Origin of the sequence: Peribacillus sp. FSL R5-0717 (genome assembly GCF_038002945.1) — a bacterium.
Classification (GTDB): domain Bacteria; phylum Bacillota; class Bacilli; order Bacillales; family DSM-1321; genus Peribacillus; species Peribacillus frigoritolerans.
The window spans coordinates 1-18,169 of sequence record NZ_JBBOOF010000003.1 but is presented as its reverse complement, the minus strand read 5'-3'; the positions used below and the strand labels follow the sequence as shown (position 1 = coordinate 18,169).

Annotated in this window: 20 protein-coding genes; 15 read left to right on the top strand and 5 right to left on the bottom strand. The window is 39.6% G+C overall.

The genetic code is table 11. The features are described from left to right. Nucleotides 1–151: 151 nt before the first annotated feature. Together NYE65_RS26680 and NYE65_RS26675 are read right to left on the bottom strand one after the other, a co-directional pair. Nucleotides 152–352 carry a cold-shock protein gene (locus tag NYE65_RS26680; RefSeq protein ID WP_029714163.1) on the bottom strand — a complete coding sequence of 67 codons (201 nt, stop codon included), beginning with the start codon at nt 350–352 and terminating at the stop codon, nt 152–154. Between the two features lie 184 nt (nt 353–536). Then, nucleotides 537–1,493: a D-2-hydroxyacid dehydrogenase gene (locus tag NYE65_RS26675; RefSeq protein WP_340862274.1), complete on the bottom strand. Its 957-nt coding sequence runs from the start codon at nt 1,491–1,493 to the stop codon at nt 537–539. Between the two features lie 120 nt (nt 1,494–1,613). Here NYE65_RS26675 and NYE65_RS26670 point away from each other — a divergent pair, with 120 nt between their 5' ends. The 5 genes from NYE65_RS26670 (at nt 1,614) to NYE65_RS26650 (ending at nt 7,040) form a co-directional block, all read left to right on the top strand. Beyond that, nucleotides 1,614–2,162 carry a GNAT family N-acetyltransferase gene (locus tag NYE65_RS26670; protein WP_057277525.1) on the top strand — a complete coding sequence of 183 codons (549 nt, stop codon included), beginning with the start codon at nt 1,614–1,616 and terminating at the stop codon, nt 2,160–2,162. A gap of 214 nt (nt 2,163–2,376) precedes the next feature. After that, nucleotides 2,377–3,834, top strand: coding sequence for a CoA-acylating methylmalonate-semialdehyde dehydrogenase (locus NYE65_RS26665; RefSeq protein ID WP_340862273.1), 1,458 nt, complete (start codon nt 2,377–2,379; stop codon nt 3,832–3,834). Nucleotides 3,835–3,905: 71 nt separating this feature from the next. Then, complete coding sequence (locus NYE65_RS26660; RefSeq protein WP_340862272.1) at nt 3,906–5,246, top strand: aspartate aminotransferase family protein; 1,341 nt, start codon at nt 3,906–3,908, stop codon at nt 5,244–5,246. 287 nt (nt 5,247–5,533) lie between these two features. Continuing rightward, nucleotides 5,534–6,148: an NUDIX hydrolase gene (locus NYE65_RS26655; RefSeq protein ID WP_340862271.1), complete on the top strand. Its 615-nt coding sequence runs from the start codon at nt 5,534–5,536 to the stop codon at nt 6,146–6,148. A gap of 94 nt (nt 6,149–6,242) precedes the next feature. Further along, nucleotides 6,243–7,040, top strand: coding sequence for an endonuclease I family protein (locus tag NYE65_RS26650; protein ID WP_340862270.1), 798 nt, complete (start codon nt 6,243–6,245; stop codon nt 7,038–7,040). A 62-nt stretch (nt 7,041–7,102) separates the two neighbouring features. Here the strand turns inward: NYE65_RS26650 and NYE65_RS26645 are convergent, their stop codons facing one another. From NYE65_RS26645 to NYE65_RS26635, 3 genes are all read right to left on the bottom strand, one after another. After that, nucleotides 7,103–8,161, bottom strand: coding sequence for a lactonase family protein (locus NYE65_RS26645; RefSeq protein WP_328178105.1), 1,059 nt, complete (start codon nt 8,159–8,161; stop codon nt 7,103–7,105). A 145-nt stretch (nt 8,162–8,306) separates the two neighbouring features. Beyond that, nucleotides 8,307–10,070: an adenine deaminase gene (gene ade, locus NYE65_RS26640; protein ID WP_340862269.1), complete on the bottom strand. Its 1,764-nt coding sequence runs from the start codon at nt 10,068–10,070 to the stop codon at nt 8,307–8,309. Nucleotides 10,071–10,094: 24 nt separating this feature from the next. Continuing rightward, nucleotides 10,095–10,580 (bottom strand): nucleoside deaminase, encoded by a 486-nt coding sequence (locus tag NYE65_RS26635; RefSeq protein ID WP_328178103.1) that lies wholly within the window; start codon nt 10,578–10,580, stop codon nt 10,095–10,097. A 214-nt stretch (nt 10,581–10,794) separates the two neighbouring features. Here NYE65_RS26635 and NYE65_RS26630 point away from each other — a divergent pair, with 214 nt between their 5' ends. The 10 genes from NYE65_RS26630 to NYE65_RS26585 all read left to right on the top strand — a co-directional run bounded on the left by NYE65_RS26630 (nt 10,795) and on the right by NYE65_RS26585 (nt 18,139). Then, entirely contained in the window at nt 10,795–11,697 is a 903-nt protein-coding gene (locus NYE65_RS26630; protein ID WP_328178102.1) for an AEC family transporter, read from the top strand. 266 nt (nt 11,698–11,963) lie between these two features. Next, nucleotides 11,964–12,374: a hypothetical protein gene (locus tag NYE65_RS26625; RefSeq protein ID WP_340862268.1), complete on the top strand. Its 411-nt coding sequence runs from the start codon at nt 11,964–11,966 to the stop codon at nt 12,372–12,374. 437 nt (nt 12,375–12,811) lie between these two features. Continuing rightward, nucleotides 12,812–13,540, top strand: a complete 729-nt coding sequence (locus NYE65_RS26620; RefSeq protein WP_034307008.1) for an amino acid ABC transporter ATP-binding protein — start codon at nt 12,812–12,814, stop codon at nt 13,538–13,540. Between the two features lie 22 nt (nt 13,541–13,562). Continuing rightward, nucleotides 13,563–14,390, top strand: coding sequence for a transporter substrate-binding domain-containing protein (locus NYE65_RS26615; RefSeq protein ID WP_053535158.1), 828 nt, complete (start codon nt 13,563–13,565; stop codon nt 14,388–14,390). A 107-nt stretch (nt 14,391–14,497) separates the two neighbouring features. Further along, nucleotides 14,498–15,136, top strand: a complete 639-nt coding sequence (locus NYE65_RS26610) for an amino acid ABC transporter permease (RefSeq protein ID WP_057277535.1) — start codon at nt 14,498–14,500, stop codon at nt 15,134–15,136. Nucleotides 15,137–15,150: 14 nt separating this feature from the next. Beyond that, complete coding sequence (locus tag NYE65_RS26605) at nt 15,151–15,801, top strand: amino acid ABC transporter permease (RefSeq protein ID WP_034307000.1); 651 nt, start codon at nt 15,151–15,153, stop codon at nt 15,799–15,801. Between the two features lie 657 nt (nt 15,802–16,458). Beyond that, on the top strand, nt 16,459–16,740 hold the full coding sequence (locus NYE65_RS26600) for a DUF4190 domain-containing protein (RefSeq protein ID WP_340862267.1): 282 nt from the start codon (nt 16,459–16,461) through the stop codon (nt 16,738–16,740). Between the two features lie 110 nt (nt 16,741–16,850). Continuing rightward, nucleotides 16,851–17,171 carry a type II toxin-antitoxin system HicB family antitoxin gene (locus tag NYE65_RS26595; protein WP_328178101.1) on the top strand — a complete coding sequence of 107 codons (321 nt, stop codon included), beginning with the start codon at nt 16,851–16,853 and terminating at the stop codon, nt 17,169–17,171. A 287-nt stretch (nt 17,172–17,458) separates the two neighbouring features. Then, on the top strand, nt 17,459–17,908 hold the full coding sequence (locus NYE65_RS26590; protein ID WP_340862319.1) for a nucleoside 2-deoxyribosyltransferase: 450 nt from the start codon (nt 17,459–17,461) through the stop codon (nt 17,906–17,908). Nucleotides 17,909–18,010: 102 nt separating this feature from the next. Next, nucleotides 18,011–18,139, top strand: coding sequence for a hypothetical protein (locus tag NYE65_RS26585; protein ID WP_255256757.1), 129 nt, complete (start codon nt 18,011–18,013; stop codon nt 18,137–18,139). The last annotated feature ends 30 nt before the right edge of the window (nt 18,140–18,169 follow it).

Genomic DNA, 18,169 nt, shown 5'->3' with positions numbered 1-18,169 from the left:
TTCTTTTCTTAGTGTGTTATACTAGGTTTACCATTTACTAAACTTGTTTCATGTTCCCTATTCCCTGTGAATAGGGTTTTTTTATGATTGTTTTTTTTGATCAAAAAAAACAGACCCTACAAGTAGGGTCCGTTATATATTGTATTTAAAATTATGCTTTTTGAACGTTAGTAGCTTGGGGTCCACGTTGACCTTGCTCAACTTCAAAAGTAACTTCTTGACCTTCGTCTAATGATTTGAATCCTTCGCTTTGGATAGCTGAGAAATGTACGAATACATCGTCTCCGTTTTCGCGTTCGATGAAGCCAAATCCTTTTTCTGCGTTAAACCATTTTACTTTACCTTGTTCCATTGTTGTTGCCTCCTAGTGTGAATCCACACATTGTGTTACTACCCTTGCTCAATCATTAGACGAAAAGTTTTTCACTTATCAATCTTCCCGAACAAAAATAATTCTTTTTAAATATAACAGATAATGTCGGAATCTGCAAGCTAACAAGGAAAGATTATTAATGTATACAGAAAATGAACAATTCTTAATACCCTTTTTTGTAATCAAGTAAATTTGTTGAAGGTGTTTTACCATTTAGATAGTCCTTTAAATTAGGGATGAAAATATCCTGAATTAGCCTTTGGTCGTAAAATTCCGTATTTCCGGATGTGTGCGGCGTGATGATTACGTTGTTCAACTCCCATAAAGGGCTATTCTCAGGAAGTGGCTCCGTTTCAAACACATCAAGACCAGCACCTGCAATATCTTTGTCCTTAAGCGCTTGAATCAATTCGTTTTGAATGACCAGGTTTCCCCTTCCTATATTAATGAAAAATGCGGAGCGCTTCATTAACTTGAATTCGTTTTTACCGAACATATTCCTTGTTTCTGGGGTCAATGGTAATGTCACGACAATATAATCACACCTAGGAAGAAGATCAATCAATTGTTTTTGTGTGAACATCTCATCTACGAATTCTTCTGATTTACCGGAATGGCGCATCCCTAATACGGTCATGCCAAAAGCCTTGGCAATTTTTGCGGTTTCCTTTCCGATTTTCCCGACACCGATGATTCCGATGGTCTTTTCATGAATTTCCTGCTTCATATGTGCGTGATGCCAGATCCTTGTCTGCTGTTGCTTAATATATGTATCTACTTTTCTTGTTAAGGCAAGCATTAACGCGAAAATTGTCTCTGAAATGGGATACGCATGAACGCCGTTTGCAGTTGTAATCTGAACATTCTTTTGTTCTAAATTGTCCAGGGGTAAAGCATTCACTCCTGCACTCCATGTCTGGATCCATTTAACATCGCTTGCAGCAATCGATACAGACATTTCCGCTTTCCAGCCTGCGATGACTTCTGCATCGGCGATATGATCTCTCCATTTTTCCTGGGATCTCCCGGTGATAACAGTCCACTCGGGAATCAATTCTTGGATCTTCTGTAATAAGATTTCATTCAAATTTTGGCTTATTATTAGTTTTCTTTTTGGCATAATTATCCTCCTGGATATTTTTTCTGAATTATACGTAAGTTTCGATAATATTTCAATTGGGAAGGCGATTGCTTACCAATCTTGCTATAATACTAATAATCAATGGAATGGGGTGTAATCATGAACGTGAAAGAGATATATGGACAGCTGCCTGCCCTGGAATCAAAACGATTGATCATGAGGAAAGTCACCATGAATGATGCCGAAGACATGTTCGCTTATGCATCCAACAATGAAGTTTCCCGTTACGTCACATGGGAAGCCCATCGTTCCCTAAGTGATACAAAAGATTTTATCCGATTTATACTTCAAAATTATGAGGATAAGAAAATCGCTCCATGGGGCATAGAACACAAGGAAAGCGGTAAGTTGATTGGTACCATTGATTTTGTTTCATGGCAGGTTGACCATCATCGTGCGGAAATAGGGTATGTGCTTGCACCAGAATATTGGGGGAGTGGCTTGATGACGGAGGCAGCCCAAAAGATAATCGCCTTTGGCTTCGAAAATATGAACCTAGTTCGAATACAAGCAAGGTGCTTCGTTGAAAATTCAGGTTCAGAGCGAGTCATGCAAAAGGCTGGTATGTCTTTTGAGGGAATCATCAGAAAAGGAATGTTCGTCAAGGGGAAGCATCAAGATCTAAAGCTATATTCCATTATAAAATGATGGCCGCGTAGTCAGCTGATTAAAGGGAAAGTATAAGAAAAATATACATCGTTTGCGAAATCGTGAATTTCTGTTGTTGATTATGGTGGAAAGCCAGAAACAAACAATATGTGCAAATATTGAATCAAAAACTATACAAAACGTCTAATGTAAAAAGTCGTTTTGAAAAATATAATGAAACTATGAAATCGTGTTGAAATGGAGGGTTTATTTAATGACAGTTATCAATGAAGTAGAAACGTTGAAAAATTATATCGGTGGCAAATGGGTTGATTCCACAACTTCGAAACATGAACAAGTGCCTAACCCGGCAACAGGAGAAGCATTGGCAATCGTACCCCTTTCAACAAGGGAAGATGTAAACCAAGCGGTGGAGGTTGCTAAAAAGGCGTATAAAGAATGGAAAAAGGTCGCCGTTCCAAAAAGAGCTCGCTTCTTATTCCGTTACCAGCAATTACTGATTGAACACTGGGATGAGCTTGCAAAGCTGGTCACTATGGAAAACGGAAAAAGCTATACAGAAGCATATGGAGAGGTTCAGCGTGGGATTGAATGCGTGGAGTTCGCAGCAGGTGCCCCTACCTTGATGATGGGAAGTCAGCTTCCTGATATTTCCCCAGGCATTGAATCTGGCATGTATCGTTATCCAATGGGTGTCGTTGCCGGGATTACGCCGTTTAATTTCCCGATGATGGTGCCATGTTGGATGTTCCCGCTGGCAATAGCTTGTGGAAATACGTTTATCTTAAAACCTTCAGAACGGACACCGCTTTTGGCCAACCGTCTCGTGGAATTATTGACAGAAGCCGGTGTTCCGGATGGTGTTGTCAATATTGTCCATGGTGCCCACGATGTCGTGAATGGGATTTTGGAGCATGAAGACATTAAAGCGGTATCATTTGTGGGATCCCAGCCTGTCGCAGAGTATGTATACAAAACGGCAGCTGCCAATAAAAAACGTGTCCAGGCTTTGTCGGGTGCGAAAAATCATTCGATCGTCATGCCTGATGCAGATTTGGATAATGCCGTAACGAACATAACGAATGCAGCTTTCGGATCTGCAGGCGAGCGCTGCATGGCTGCGTCAGTGGTTGTTGCGGTGGGAGAAGTGGGAGATACGCTCGTTGAGAAATTAAAGGCTGCAGCAGATAACATCAAGATTGGAAATGGAATGGATAAAGACGTTTTCCTGGGACCTGTAATCCGTGATACTCATAAAAAAAGAACAGAACAATATATTGAAATCGGGGAAAAAGAAGGAGCTGTCCTCCTTCGTGATGGCAGGAATGAAGGCGATCAGGAAAAAGGCTATTACGTTGGACCGACATTATTTGATCATGTAAAAACAAACATGAAAATATGGAGTGATGAAATTTTTGCTCCTGTCTTATCCATAGTACGAGTTAATACTCTTGAAGAAGCAATTGAATTGACCAATCAATCCGAATTTGCCAATGGTGCCTGCCTCTATACGGATAGTGCAAAAGCCATCCGGGAATTTCGCGAAGAAATTGATGCAGGGATGCTTGGCATTAACCTTGGGGTACCCGCGCCAATGGCATTCTTTCCATTTTCCGGATATAAAAGTTCGTTTTATGGGGACCTTCATGCCAATGGGAAAGATGGCGTGGAATTTTATACCAGAAAGAAAATGTTAACGGCAAGATACTGATAGGAAAAAGGGGGTCGGCGCAATTTGTGGTCGGCCTTCCTTTATACATTATTTTAGGAGGAGTGTAGCTTATGCAGGTTGAAAAACAGGGTCAGGATCTTAAAGCGATGGATGGTAAATATGTGTGGCATCATATGAAAGGGGCTGAACCCACCCCTGGTGCAATGGTGATTAAAAACGGGCAAGGAGCATGGATAACGGATGTTGATGGGAATCGCTTCCTGGATGGAATGTCTGGTTTATGGTGTGTCAACGTCGGTTATGGCCGCACGGAACTGGCTGAAGCAGCTTACGAGCAGCTGAAGGAACTTCCATATGCCCCTTTAACGAATAGCCACATCCCGGCTATTAAGCTAGCGGAGAAATTAAATGAATGGCTTGGTGGGGATTATGTGATTTTCTTCTCTAACAGCGGTTCAGAAGCCAATGAGGCGGCCTTTAAAATTGCGCGGCAGTATCATCAGCAAAAGGGTGAACATGGACGCTATAAATTCATTTCGCGTTATCGCGGCTATCATGGCAATTCAATGGGAGCCCTGTCAGCTACCGGGCAGGCACAGCGAAAATATAAATACGAACCTCTCGCCCCAGGGTTTCTTCATGTATCACCGCCAGATTCTTACCGAAATCCAGAGGATGAAAGCGGTGAAAAAAGTGCAGCGGAAATTGAACGTACCATTACATGGGAGCTGAGCGAAACGGTGGCTGCGGTCATCATGGAACCAATCATCACCGGGGGCGGAATTTTGATGCCGCCCGATGGATATATGAAACGTGTCAAAGAAATTTGTGAGAAAAATGGTGTCCTTCTCATTTCGGATGAGGTCATTTGCGGGTTCGGCCGTACTGGTAAGAAATTTGGATTTATGAACTATGATGTCAAACCAGACATCGTAACAATGGCTAAAGGAATCACGAGCGCTTATTTGCCATTATCCGCTACAGCCGTCAAGCGCGAAATTTATGAAGCGTATATTGGCTCAGACGTTTATGACCGTTTTCGGCATGTAAATACATTTGGCGGCAATCCTGCTGCCTGTGCCGTCGCTTTGAAGAATATTGAAATATATAAAAATGAAAAACTAATAGAACGGTCCAAGGAGTTAGGACTACGCTTTCTGCAAGAGTTTGAAGAAATCAAATCTCATCCCAATGTTGGGGATGTACGCGGGAAGGGTTTGTTGGTAGGCATTGAACTAGTGGAAGATAAACTGACCAAACAGCCGATCGAACTTTCCAAAATCAATAAAGTCATTGCTTCATGCAAAGAAAAGGGGCTGATCATAGGGAAAAATGGCGATACAGTAGCAGGTTTCAATAATATCCTGACTCTTGCTCCCCCACTTAGTATAACTGAAGAGGATTTTGCATTCATCATAGCGACGTTAAAGCGAACGTTAGCTGAACTATGAAAATAAAATGAAAAAACTGAATATTCAACAATTTTACGCATTTGCCTGTTGATACACATAACTTGCTTTTTAAATGAGGCTGATACGTCAGTTTTAGCGCCGTTCGGAACTTTGAACGGTGCTTTTGTTTATGATCAAGGAAGAATAAGAGGTAAAGGAATCTAGTAGAAATTAAAGGCGATATTTTGGAATCGTTTTCCTTGCTTAGTTATAGCGGATGTTCGAAAATGGAATGATAAGGATTAGTGATAGAATATCTATATTATCCGGCAGAAGAGGTGAGGGACATGAATAATAAAGATATAACAAAAAAATTAACATTACATATCCCTGAAATTTTAGGGAGTGGGAATTTTTCAAAGTATGCTGTATTGGTACCGCTAATAGAGAAAGAAGATGGAATTCATGTTCTTTTCGAAGAGCGTTCACACAAACTGAGGAGGCAGCCGGGGGATATATGTTTTCCGGGCGGGAAAATAGACAAGCTGGATCATGATGAACAGGCTGCTGCCCTAAGGGAAACATATGAGGAACTTAATTTGCGAAAAGAAGATATCGAAAACGTCTTTCCGATCGATTATTTGGTATCTCCATTCGGGATGATTGTCTATCCTTATGCAGGATTTGTTCGTAACCATCAACGGATAATACCTAATCCAGCTGAGGTAGAAACCATTTTTACGGTCCCGCTTTCCTTTTTCATGGAAAAACCGCCAGAAATTTATCATGTGGAATATAAAGTGGAACCGCATGCAAACTTCCCCCATGATTTAGTCGTTGGCGGGGAGAATTATAAATGGCAGCCAAAACAGATGGAAGAGTATTTTTACTTATATAATGGTCGGGTAATCTGGGGAATGACAGCGAAAATCCTTACCCATTTTATTGAAATTCTTCGTTAGACCCTTCTAAAGCACCTTTTTTTTTCGGTCTATTTCTATTAAACTTTAATTATGGTAAAAGTTAGGTTTTTAATAGTAGCGGGGGGATGAGTGGATGAAGTATAGTTTTGAAGTACTTGAAAAAGAACGGGAAATGGCAATGGCTGCACTAGTCAACTTCAATGAAAACCGCGAATACTATGATGAAACCAAAGATAAGGAACTTAAGCTGGCATACTACAAAGATGGTTCCTTGGACCGGGAAGGATTGAAGGACCTACTTGTGGCAACCCATAAAAACCAGCTGAACTACTCACCGCATCGTCATGTTTACCCATGGGTGGACTTACAGGAAAATGGCCAGCTGAAAAGTCTGTATTCCGGTAAAGGGATGGATCCTGCACAAGTGATTGAGGAAGATATCCGTATACTGGAAGTGTTGTCAAGAGGTATTGAATCAACAAATTCGGAGAATATTCTCGTTAATTGTGAACATGTAGTACCTCAATCATGGTTCGATAAAAAAGAACCGATGAGGGGGGATTTGCATCATCTGTTCGCCTGTGAACCAACGTGTAATAGCAGCCGGAGTAACTATCCATACCATGATTTTGAGGATTATATCCCTGAAAGATCGGCTGCCGGTATAAAAGCGGGTTGCGGGAAATCAGACGAAAGTAAATTCGAGCCCGAATACGGAAAAGGGATCGTGGCGAGGGCAACTTTGTATTTTTTACTCAGATATGAGGGAATCATCGATAGCGGCAATATCGACCTGGCACTGCTTTTGGAATGGCATCGGCTTTTTCCCGTCAGCACTTATGAAAAACATAGAAACCTCGCTATACATGAAATGCAGGGTAATCGTAACCCGTATATAGATTTTCCCGAAATGGCAGATAATTGGAATTAAAGTAAGGCATAAAAAAGAGGATTGAAGCTGCAGTGAAAGCTTCAATCCTCTTTTATTATGGATTATAAGAATTTTACGCAAACAGGGAAGGGAACTTGAACATCCTTTTGCAATAATGTTAATTTTCCGTCATGTTCATTCCGGGCATATAGTGTCAAGTTTCCTGATTGTTCATTAGAAGCGATCAGAAATTTTCCACTAGGGTCCAATGAAAAATCACGCGGCCAATGTCCTTCGGTGGAAACCAGCTGCACGAATGCCAGTTTGCCTGTTTCTTGATTGATTTCGTAAACGGCAATACTATCATGTCCGCGGTTTGCGGCATATATGAATCGCCCGTCATCAGAAATATGAATGGCGCTTCCTTGGTTATTTTCCTTGAAATCTTCCGGGACGGTCCGTACCGTTTGCAATTCAGAAAAACTACCGGTTTGACTATCGAAGCTCAAAACAATCACTTCTGGTACAAGTTCTGCCATGACATACGCAAATTTACCGTTTGGGTGGAAGGTCAGATGCCGTGGTCCGCTGCCGGGAGCAACAGATAAGCTGTTTACTTCTTCCAAAACCCCATTATGTAGTTTATAGGTTATTACTTTATCTATTCCGAGGTCGACAACAGCAATGAACCTTTCATCCGGCGTGAAACCAGCGAAGTGAGTGTGTGCTTTTTCCTGACGTTCTTCATTCGGTCCATGGCCTTCATGTTGAACAGTTGATGATACAGGCAAAGGTGTCGCATCGTCATGAAGCGGATATGATTCAATCACGCCTTCTCCATAACTGGAAGTGACCAAAACCTGTTTCTTGCTGTCGACACTTATATGGCAGGAAGAGCCATTTGGTGTAAGTTGTTTGCCTAAGAAGGTAAGCTCACCTGAATCTTCATTAATCGAATAGGCTGAAACTCCACCGCTGCCCGCTTCTTTTAAAATGGCGTAGAGATTCTTTTTGTCCTGGCTGATGGCGACATAAGTCGGATCGGTCAATTCTGCTGCAAGTACCGGTGTACTGAGCTTTCCTTCTGCTGTATCTAAAGTAAATCGGTAAATACCTTCGCTGTTTCCTTTTGTGTAAGTGCCTATGTATCCAATGATGTTCTGTTGATCATGTTTTGCCATATTTATCTCCTCCAAGAAAGAATTGTGTTTATTTTTATTTTAACATAGATGATGCGCATATATCCTTTTCCCATTTTATGTTGAGTCGGAACCTTTTTCTTTTAGAATTTTTTTGGGTGATAAGAAAAAAAACCCGCCTAGCGGGTTAATTTAAATCGACTGGCTTTGAAGCTTCGATGGGTATATGCCTAAACTCAGAAACGGAAAATAAACCCTGATCCGTCAGTTTGATTTCAGGGATGACAGGTAGCGCCAAGAAGGCAAGTGTAAGAAAAGGGTTGAAATGCCTGTTAGCATCAAGTTTCAATAAGGCTTTATCGATGTGCTTCAATGAATGGACCACATCCATATAATTGCATTCACTCATCAATCCAGCTATTGGAAGGGGAAGGGAAGCTAGTATTTCCCCTTTTTGGATTACAGTCAATCCACCCTGCATTTTTTTGATTTCCTTAGCTGCCAGAATCATATCCTCGTCATTCGTTCCGGCAATGATCAAATTATGTGAATCATGGGCTACTGTCGTGGCAATGGCTCCTGATTTCAACCCGAGCCCTTTGACGATTCCCAGGCCCACTTGTTTGGTCATATGATGCCGTTCAATAACAGCAAGTTTTAGATGATCAACATGTTCGGAGAACTGAAATAGACCATCATGATTAAGTGTGACCGGTTCAATCGAATGCTTTGTAATCAAGCTGTTTGGAGTTATCTCAATAATATTAGCGAACTCATTTTTAAAAGGTATCGCGAAATCATCTCCGGTTATTTCATGAAATTGAACAGAGTGCTTCAACCCGTCGGTAATAACCTGTTTCTCATCAGCTGGATAGTTAAGCAATCGATTATTTTGTACCATAAGCTTTCCATCTTTGAAGACCGAATGGAGGATGACTGAATCAAGATCATCCAGTAGTAGGAAGTCTGCCTTGTATCCAGGTGCAATTGCACCATGTTCCTTTAATCCAAAGCATTCTGCTGCATTAATGGTCGCCATTTGAATGGCGGTAATTGGCGGGACACCTGTTTCTATGGAAAGTCGAACGTTGTGATCGATACTTCCTTCAGAAACTATATCATCTAGGTGCCGGTCATCGGTGACGAATAAACAACGGCGGGAGTTCTTCTCATTAATTACTGGAATCAGGTTAATTAAGTCTTTGGCGACGGTGCCTTCCCTGATCATAAGATACATTCCTTTACGCAGTCTTTCTTTTGCCTCTTCCGCTGTAGTGCATTCATGATCTGTTTTAATGCCTGCACTTAGATAAACATCGAGCTGTTGCTGGGATAATCCAGCTGCATGGCCATCGATACTTTTGCCCAGTCTATTTGCATCGTATATTTTTTGCAGCATATCTTCATCTGTATGTGAAACGGCAGGGAAATTCATTACTTCGGCTAAACCAAGCACTCTCGGGTTTTGATAAAAGGAAATTAAATCTTCACTTCTTAAGACAGCACCAGAATGTTCAAACTCCGTAGCAGGTACACAAGAGGGCATCATGAAGTAAAAATCAAAAGGAAGTTGATCGGATTGTTCAATCATATATTCCATGCCCTTTTTTCCAGAAACATTGGCAATTTCATGAGGATCTGCAACGATGCAGGTCACACCATGTAAAAGGAGGATTTTTGCAAGTTCATAAGGCCTGACCATCGAGGATTCTATATGAACATGGCCATCAATGAAGGAAGGGCATACGAATTTTCCTGAAGCATCGATTTCCGAAGTACCCTCATAATGCCCAATTCCAGCAAAATAACCATCGGCGATCGCAATGTCGCCAGTATAGATATCACCATTGAATACATCTATGATTTGCCCGTTCTTAATGACGCAATCTGCAGGTGTTCTTCCTGATGCAACGTCAATTCTCCTTTTAAGCAAGTTTTTTTTCATATTCATAACCCCTTTGGCCATAAAAACCAGTTAATATTTCACTTTTTCCGTATTGGTTTCCCATGTTCGGAATGGTAAGTCATGGTCATTAAAAGACAATTGTTTCATTTTAATTGTGCGGTTTTCCATTGGCAGGGCAAGTTCTTGATAGATAAAGTGATCATCAAAGCCAATAACTGCAGCGTCTTCTTTAGTGCATGCGTAATAAATGGCTTTTGGACGTGCCCAATAAATAGCACCGATGCACATGGGGCATGGTTCGCAGCTAGTGTAAATTTCACAATCTGTAAGCTGGAAGCTGTCGAGATTCCTGCATGCATCACGAATCGCCTGTACCTCGGCGTGAGCAGTTGGATCGTTGGCCGTTGTCACATTATTACATCCTCTGCCCACGACTTTGCCATTTTTTACGATTATAGCACCAAAAGGACCTCCGTTCTTAGCCAGTACATTTTCATTTGCAAGCCGAACAGCCATTTCCATGAATTTTACATCCACTAAAAAACACCCCTTCATATATTAATAACCAAAAAGTGTTAATGTTACGTTTTTTAACGTAAATATAATAAACAATATACCATATGTCTGGGGAAACAGAATATCGTTTTCTGAAAATAAAGAAAAATCAATTTTATGACGTGCGGTCGAAAGGATTTAAAAGAATTTTTACAAATAATTATAAAACTGATATTGTTAGAAGAAAATCATTAGAATTATGAAGGTGATATGCATGGGTTTTTTGGGAGTACTATTACCGATATTCGGTATATTTGTTTTAGGTTTCATTGGTCAGAAAAAGTTTAATCTTGATACAAAATCGATTTCCACGATGGCATTATATTTAATGTCACCTTTTCTCGTGTTCCGGACTTTTTATTCCGCAGAATTTACGATTAATTATTTTTACCTGTTCTTATTCACGATAGTACTTTGCCTTTCTCTCATACTGGTAGTCTACATTATATCTTTTTTTCGCAATTATACAGTCACTGAAACAAGCGGCATGATATTGGCATCGGCATTCATGAATAACGGGAATTACGGTACACCCGTCATTTTCCTGTTATTCGGAGCCGCGGGACTCGATTATGCAATCATCCTTATGGTGGGACAGCAGTTAGTGATGTGCACAATCGGCATTTATTTTGCAGCAAAGGGCAGTCCTGAAGGAAACGGAGTTCAAACAGCAATTAAAGCGGTATGTCGAATGCCAATTGTTTATGGAGCTATTGCGGGAACAGCCTTTCAGTTCGTGAACATACCTTTAAGCAATTCGGTTATGGAAGCTATTAATCTTGTTGCAAACGCAGCGATCCCAACAATCATGATTACACTGGGAATGCAGCTGGCCAACATTTCCCTGAAAAAAATTGCCTATCGAAAGCTATCAGTTTCGCTACTTCTTAAACTTGCCGTTTCACCAGCAATTGCCTTCCTATTATCACTTACCTTGCCAGTGGGTGAAATGGTCAGGCATATCATGATCATCGTAGCTGCCATGCCAACGGCGGCCAACACTACAATGTATGCGCTCCAATTCAATACGGAGCCAGAATTCGTTTCAAGTGCTACATTCATCAGTACATCATTAAGCCTGATTACGCTTCCCATCATCTTTTTCTTTGTATTATAGAAGATTATGATTCTAATTATGTGGGCAAACTTATTATAAACACGAATCGGACGTTTCCTATCCAATAAACGAGATCCGGCCTAATGATAGGCATTGCCCTTGATGACCAAATCTTGGGCTGGGTACCCATCGCGGTACATGAACTTATGGCCTTTATTTAGGTGTTGATGAAAAAATGATTTCAACAATTTCATTTTAATATTAAAGAGTAGCTTATTAAACTGGCGTTTGGTATTTTAATGCCAGTATTTGATTGGAGGGGTTTTGTGTTCCAGACTAAAATTAAATTGATTAATCCTGGAAAGATTGATGCCATACTAAAGGAAATCGTCCTGAAAACCTTTGAAGAAGCACTGGAAGAAAAACTCTTGCTATGCATGGAGTGCGGTGATGTCGATTTTTATATCGCGTATTCAAATAATGAGGAACTTCAAGCTGCGATTAATGAAAACTTTGAAATTGATGAATGTGGTGAAATCATGAAAATAGATGAACATCAGGAACTTATGGATGATTTATACGATTATTTCTTGATCATACATAAGGAAAGTGATTTGTTTGATTTTTTTCCAGCAGGTCCATATACCCACAATGGGGAAATTCATGAATCAGATACGGATATGCTGGCGCCAAGGGGTTTGTATTCAGCACCATTTGAAGATGCGATAAAGGAATAATACGAAAAGACAGCAAATGCTGTCTTTTTGTATTATTAAAAGCGTATTCAGCTTTCGGGAAATGAATGATTTTTTACAAAAAGAGGGAATTTTTCCACGGGGAAATAAGTTAAAATTTAACATTTATATGGAATATAGCAATAATATCATGAAATATGATAACGTTTTTAACAATTTAAAGTTTATATGGTAATTTTAAGAAATATTATATATAATAAAAAATGTGAATATTGAATATATTATTTAAATTACTAGTTTAAAATAACAATAAAAATGGTCGCTTCCCTAACACTATCGAAATATTGGGAAATAATATTGGAAGAAAGGATTATACATAAGATATGAATCGAGTTAAGAGAATGTTATAGTACGCTTTTATAATTCTGATTATTATAAATATTCAGTTTCGAAGATTGATTATGGGCGGGGTGCTAATTATGATAGTTTTTGACCGAGTGAATAAGTATTATGGCGATTTCCATGTATTGAAAGAAATTAATCTAACAATCAAGAAAGGGGAAGTGGTAGTGGTCATCGGACCTTCCGGATCAGGAAAAAGTACACTGCTTCGATGCATTAATCGTCTAGAGACCATTTCGCAAGGATCCCTTTCAATAAATGGTTTAAATGTAGCGGATAAAAAGACGGACATAAACAAACTCCGTCGGAATATCGGTATGGTTTTCCAGCATTTTCACTTGTATCCCCATAAAACCGTGCTCGAGAATATCATGCTTGCTCCCAGGAAGGTCTTGGGACAATCCGAAGAGGAAGCAAAAAAGATTGCACTCAAGTATTTGGACAAAGTGGGGATTGGAGATAAAGCAAATTCATTTCCTTCCCAGCTTTCAGGTGGACAGCAGCAACGGGTAGCGATTGCCAGAGGTTTGGCAATGGGACCGGAAATCATGCTTTTTGATGAACCTACCTCAGCCTTGGATCCGGAAATGATTGGCGAGGTACTGGATGTTATGAAAGCACTTGCCCATGAAGGAATGACGATGGTGGTTGTTACGCACGAAATGGGATTTGCCCGTGAAGTGGCGGATCGAATCGTATTCATGGACGAAGGCAGGGTTTTAGAAGAGGCAACTCCGGCTGAGTTTTACGCCAATCCTCGTGAAGAGAGGGCTCGTTTATTCCTTAGCCGTATATTAAATCATTAAATAAAAAACAGGGGTGAATTACATGTTGAAGAAAAAGAAATGGTTAAAATTATCTTTGCTATCATTACTGGCCGTCATTTTATTAGCTGGTTGCGGCGGGGGGAATGATACCGACAAAGCTGAAGAGGGTGGAGGTAAAGGCAAAGAAGAAGATGTTCTAGCACAAGTGAAGGAAAAGGATAAGATCGTTTTTGGGGTGAAAAATGATACAAGGCTATTCGGTTTGAAGAATCCTAGTACTGGAGAGGTAGAAGGCTTTGATATTGATATTGCCAAAGCTCTTGCAGCAGAAATCCTTGGTGATGAGAATAAAGTTGAATTTAAAGAAGTGACTTCTAAAACTAGGATGGCCTTATTGAATAATGGTGATATCGACGCAATTGTAGCAACTATGACAATCACGGAAGATCGTAAAAAAGAAGTTGACTTCACTGATGTTTACTTCGACGCGGGACAATCTTTGTTAGTCAAAAAGGGCAGCGATATCAAGGGTATTGATAGTTTGAAAGGGAAAAAGGTATTGGCTGTCAAGGGCTCTACTTCTTCCATAAATATCCGTGAAAAAGCTCCTGAAGCACAAGTGCTGGAATTTGAAAACTATTCCGAAGCGTTCGCTGCACTTAAATCCGGACAAGGGGATGCATTGACAACGGATGATTCCATCCTTTATGGAATGGCAGATGAAGATCCAAGTTATGAGCTTGTTGGCGGTACATTTACCGAAGAGCCATATGGAATTGCCGTAAAAAAAGGGAATTCTGAATTTGTGGAAGAGTTGAATAAAGCCCTTAAGTCACTTAAAGATTCAGGCAAGTACGACGAAATCCATGATAAATGGATTAAACACTAAACATTTTAGCAAATGTATATGGGCAGCTGACCTTGAATAACATTTGAACATTTGTCTGTGAGGATGAGCGTTTTGCTCATCCTTACTAGTTAAAGGAGTTGTATGCCGTGCTTGATTTCTCCATTTTAACAGAGAATCTGGATATGTATTTATTAGGCTTTAAAAATACGATCATGTCGAGTTTGGTCGCGTTGGTATCGAGTTTGATTCTTGGTGTGCTAATTGCCATCATGCGGATTGCGCCAATAAAGCCACTAAACTGGCTGGGTACCGCCTATGTCGAGTTTATTCGGAACATACCGTTATTGATCATTACCTTTTTCTTCTTTCTTGGTCTTAAACTAAGCGGTCTATATGCAGGGACATTAGCCTTGACCATTTACACTTCATCTTTCATAGCTGAGGCAATTCGGGCAGGCATACTCTCCGTGCCTAAGGGTCAAATGGAAGCTGCCCGTTCATCAGGCCTGACATATGGGCAGGCCATGAGGCTCGTCATACTGCCGCAGGCCGTTAAAATAGTCATTCCTCCTTTAGGGAACCAATTTATCAATTTAGTAAAGAATTCTTCCATTTTGGCCGTCGTTGCAGGACTCGATCTTATGTACCACGGGGATTTGATTTCTTCAAGGACATTTGTCGTGTTTGATGTGTACATTTTCGTTGCAGCTTTTTACTTAATTCTTACCATTCCTTTAAGCTTTGGCGTTGGTTATTTGGAAAAACGTCTTGCTAAGAGTAATTGAGGGAGGTATAAGATATGGATTTTGCAGGTGCCTATACACCAGATAATCTTAAGTTTTTATTAGAAGGATTTTGGGTAACGCTCCAGGTAGCTTTTATATCCATTATTCTAAGTTTCATTATTGGCGGGCTTGTAGGTATAATCCGATACGCAAAAGTGCCGGTGTTATCACAAATACTAGCTTTGATTGTAGAAACGGTACGTAATTTACCTCTGTTATTAATCATATTTTTTACGTATTTTGCTTTGCCGGAGATACGGATTAAACTGGAAATCATTCCAGCAGCCATCGTTGCCTTGACAATTTTTGAGTCAGCCATGCTTTCTGAAGTCATTCGAAGTGGACTGAAATCCATTGATAAAGGCCAAATGGAAGCTGCCCGTTCATCAGGTTTGAGCTATACACAGGCATTGATACATATTATTCTGCCCCAAGCGCTGCGCCGCATGGTTCCTCCCATTGTCAGCCAATTCATTTCTTTATTAAAGGATACCTCTTTAGCGGTTGTCATCTCTTTGCCGGAGCTGACCCATCATGGTCAAATCATATATGGACAAAGTCAAAAGTATTTAATACCGATTTTGATCCTGGTAGCTCTCATGTATTTCATAGTTAACTATAGCCTTTCTTTGGTAGCCCAGAGACTTGAATTGAAACGCACCTAAAAAAACGGCTCAGAAATGAGTCGTTTTCTATTTGTCTAGAAGATTCGGAAGTGTCTCACCCTCACCCTTGTTTTAAAACTTGTTTATACTCCATGATCCATACAGTCGGCGGAAAGGGAGCGGACTTCTGGAATTAACCGGAATGTTATTTTAAGAAGAAACCGTAGGCTGAACTCATGCCAAACAAGTTGAAACTAAGTTATCCTTCATGGTTTTATACTGTAATCCTTAATGGATTGAATAGATATACGATACTCCACTCGAATAACTGGCTAGCCGAGACCCCACAGGCGCTTGTGCCGAGGAGACTTGGCAGACAGTCGGCGGAAAGGGAGCGGATTTCTGAAATTAACTGGAATGTTATTTTAAGAAGAAACCATAGGCTGAACTCATTCGAACCGAGTTTAGGACTAGGTTATCCTTCATGATTTTATAACTGTAATCCTTAATAAATGGAAGAAATCTGCGACACTCCAGCCGAATACCTGGCTAGCCGAGACCCCGCAGGCGCTTGTGCCGAGAAGGAATGGCATACAGTCGGCGGAAAGGGAGCGGACTTCTTAATCAAATGGAATAATAGTGATGAATGAGTACACAAAAAATGAATCTTTTGCTTTTAATAACCGTATATATAAAGGAAGAAAGAAGGTGGAAAATATGTCGGAAATTAAAAGAAGCAATAGCAAAGCGATTGTATCATTGATCATGGGGGTATTATCCCTGTTTATTCCAATCATTGGCATCATATTAGGTATTTTAGGGTTAATATTTTCATCGAAGAGTAAACAAGAAATGAACCTTACTGGTGAATCTGGAAATGGTTTAGTGACAGCTGGAAAAGTGTGCAGTATTATTGGAATAATCTTAAATGTTCTCATGATTTTGATTTTCATGGTGTTTTTTTATTTCGTAGTCAATACGGACATATCAACCTATTGAATGTAAGTATTAACTTGACAAACAAAGAAAAGTAATTTAAACCTATATAAAATGGAAATTCATGTTATAATTATTATAAATATCTAAATATTGTATGAAGGGATGATATTTTGACCATTCAAATCTTTGAGTACCCAGCTGTATTCTATTATGAAAAGCACCCTTTGATTGTCGACTCTTTTTCCGTTCAAGTTTGTTTCCCGGATTTTAGGCGAGAAGGAATTATTTCTTCCGTTAGCGGCAGGAATCGGTTAGATGCCTTAGCTTGTGCTCAAGAACTGTTGGAATCCATGGTCGAACATTTTATACACGATAAAAAAACAATCCCGGATGCAAGCGAAATGGAAAAGGTGAATCTGGATCGGGGAATTAATATATGCGAGGCTGCACCCTTCAGAATTGAAATAGAAAATATCACATATGAAAAATAAAAAAAACCTTGCCGGTTAATGGACAAGGTTTTTATTTTGGATTTCTTGAATTTGTAACCCGGAATGACAGAACAGTACATACTATATTATTTTTTTAGTAAGCTGAAGTCGTTGGTGATAATAGTGCACTTATTAAAATGTAAAAAACCATCATTACCTGTAAAAGGAATGATGGTTTTTAGTTTCGCTAAAAATTCCCGCTTAAATATTTTTTATTTTTGGGGAAAGGATATTGCGTTCTTTATAACGAATATGTATAGTATAGGTAACATAGGTAAAAAGTATCAATAGTTATATATTTTGGAGGTGTATGTGTGAAATATTATATAGCATCAGACGAAAAAAATTTGAAGCAAGTAAAATCATTGATCAAGAAATTGACTTCAAAAGGATTTACTTGTGTGAATGACATGAATTTAATTACGAATGATGAGAAAAACCAAATAACGGACGACATTGGAGAATATGAAAAAAAGGGGATAGAGGAAGCCGATTTCATGCTGATCTTCCTAACGGCAGGAAAAGGTAATCTATATGAGCTTGGCTATGCTTTATCTTTAAATAAGAAAATAATTGTGTATTCTCCTGAGAAAGAAAATTATCATATTAATAAAAAATCAATATTTCATAATCTGCCCGAGGTAACAATCTGCAGCGGGACCTTTTATAAGCTGGTTAAATTGATACATACGCTTTCTCCGGAAGGATCTGAAAAAGATTCACTGCATCTTAAATAAATGTCAAATGTAAAATGACCCTCTAATAAAATTTCTTTTGAACGAATTGTTTAAAGTATTAAAAATGAGGGTAAAGACCATTAAAAAAGGGAGAGGACTGTTTTGGCCATTATTGATATCGACCAATTATTGTTAGCCACTGAAGCGATAGCAGAAGAGTCAGTTCCATTCCATCTTGATACATTTGACATCGATCAACTTTTAGATAATACGGATAATTGGAATTGGTAAAGAAAAGCATGCCCATAGAGGATATGCTTT

Bases quoted from the DNA above. Each gene is read 5' to 3' on its own strand.
- NYE65_RS26680 (WP_029714163.1), bottom strand. From the start codon at position 352: ATGGAACAAGGTAAAGTAAAATGGTTTAACGCAGAAAAAGGATTTGGC.
- NYE65_RS26660 (WP_340862272.1), top strand. From the start codon at position 3,906: ATGCAGGTTGAAAAACAGGGTCAGGATCTTAAAGCGATGGATGGTAAA.
- NYE65_RS26675 (WP_340862274.1), bottom strand. From the start codon at position 1,493: ATGCCAAAAAGAAAACTAATAATAAGCCAAAATTTGAATGAAATCTTA.
- NYE65_RS26600 (WP_340862267.1), top strand. From the start codon at position 16,459: ATGTCGGAAATTAAAAGAAGCAATAGCAAAGCGATTGTATCATTGATC.
- NYE65_RS26620 (WP_034307008.1), top strand. From the start codon at position 12,812: ATGATAGTTTTTGACCGAGTGAATAAGTATTATGGCGATTTCCATGTA.
- NYE65_RS26650 (WP_340862270.1), top strand. From the start codon at position 6,243: ATGAAGTATAGTTTTGAAGTACTTGAAAAAGAACGGGAAATGGCAATG.
- NYE65_RS26635 (WP_328178103.1), bottom strand. From the start codon at position 10,580: ATGAAGGGGTGTTTTTTAGTGGATGTAAAATTCATGGAAATGGCTGTT.
- NYE65_RS26615 (WP_053535158.1), top strand. From the start codon at position 13,563: ATGTTGAAGAAAAAGAAATGGTTAAAATTATCTTTGCTATCATTACTG.
- NYE65_RS26645 (WP_328178105.1), bottom strand. From the start codon at position 8,161: ATGGCAAAACATGATCAACAGAACATCATTGGATACATAGGCACTTAC.
- NYE65_RS26655 (WP_340862271.1), top strand. From the start codon at position 5,534: ATGAATAATAAAGATATAACAAAAAAATTAACATTACATATCCCTGAA.
- ade (WP_340862269.1), bottom strand. From the start codon at position 10,070: ATGAATATGAAAAAAAACTTGCTTAAAAGGAGAATTGACGTTGCATCA.
- NYE65_RS26630 (WP_328178102.1), top strand. From the start codon at position 10,795: ATGGGTTTTTTGGGAGTACTATTACCGATATTCGGTATATTTGTTTTA.
- NYE65_RS26605 (WP_034307000.1), top strand. From the start codon at position 15,151: ATGGATTTTGCAGGTGCCTATACACCAGATAATCTTAAGTTTTTATTA.
- NYE65_RS26665 (WP_340862273.1), top strand. From the start codon at position 2,377: ATGACAGTTATCAATGAAGTAGAAACGTTGAAAAATTATATCGGTGGC.
- NYE65_RS26670 (WP_057277525.1), top strand. From the start codon at position 1,614: ATGAACGTGAAAGAGATATATGGACAGCTGCCTGCCCTGGAATCAAAA.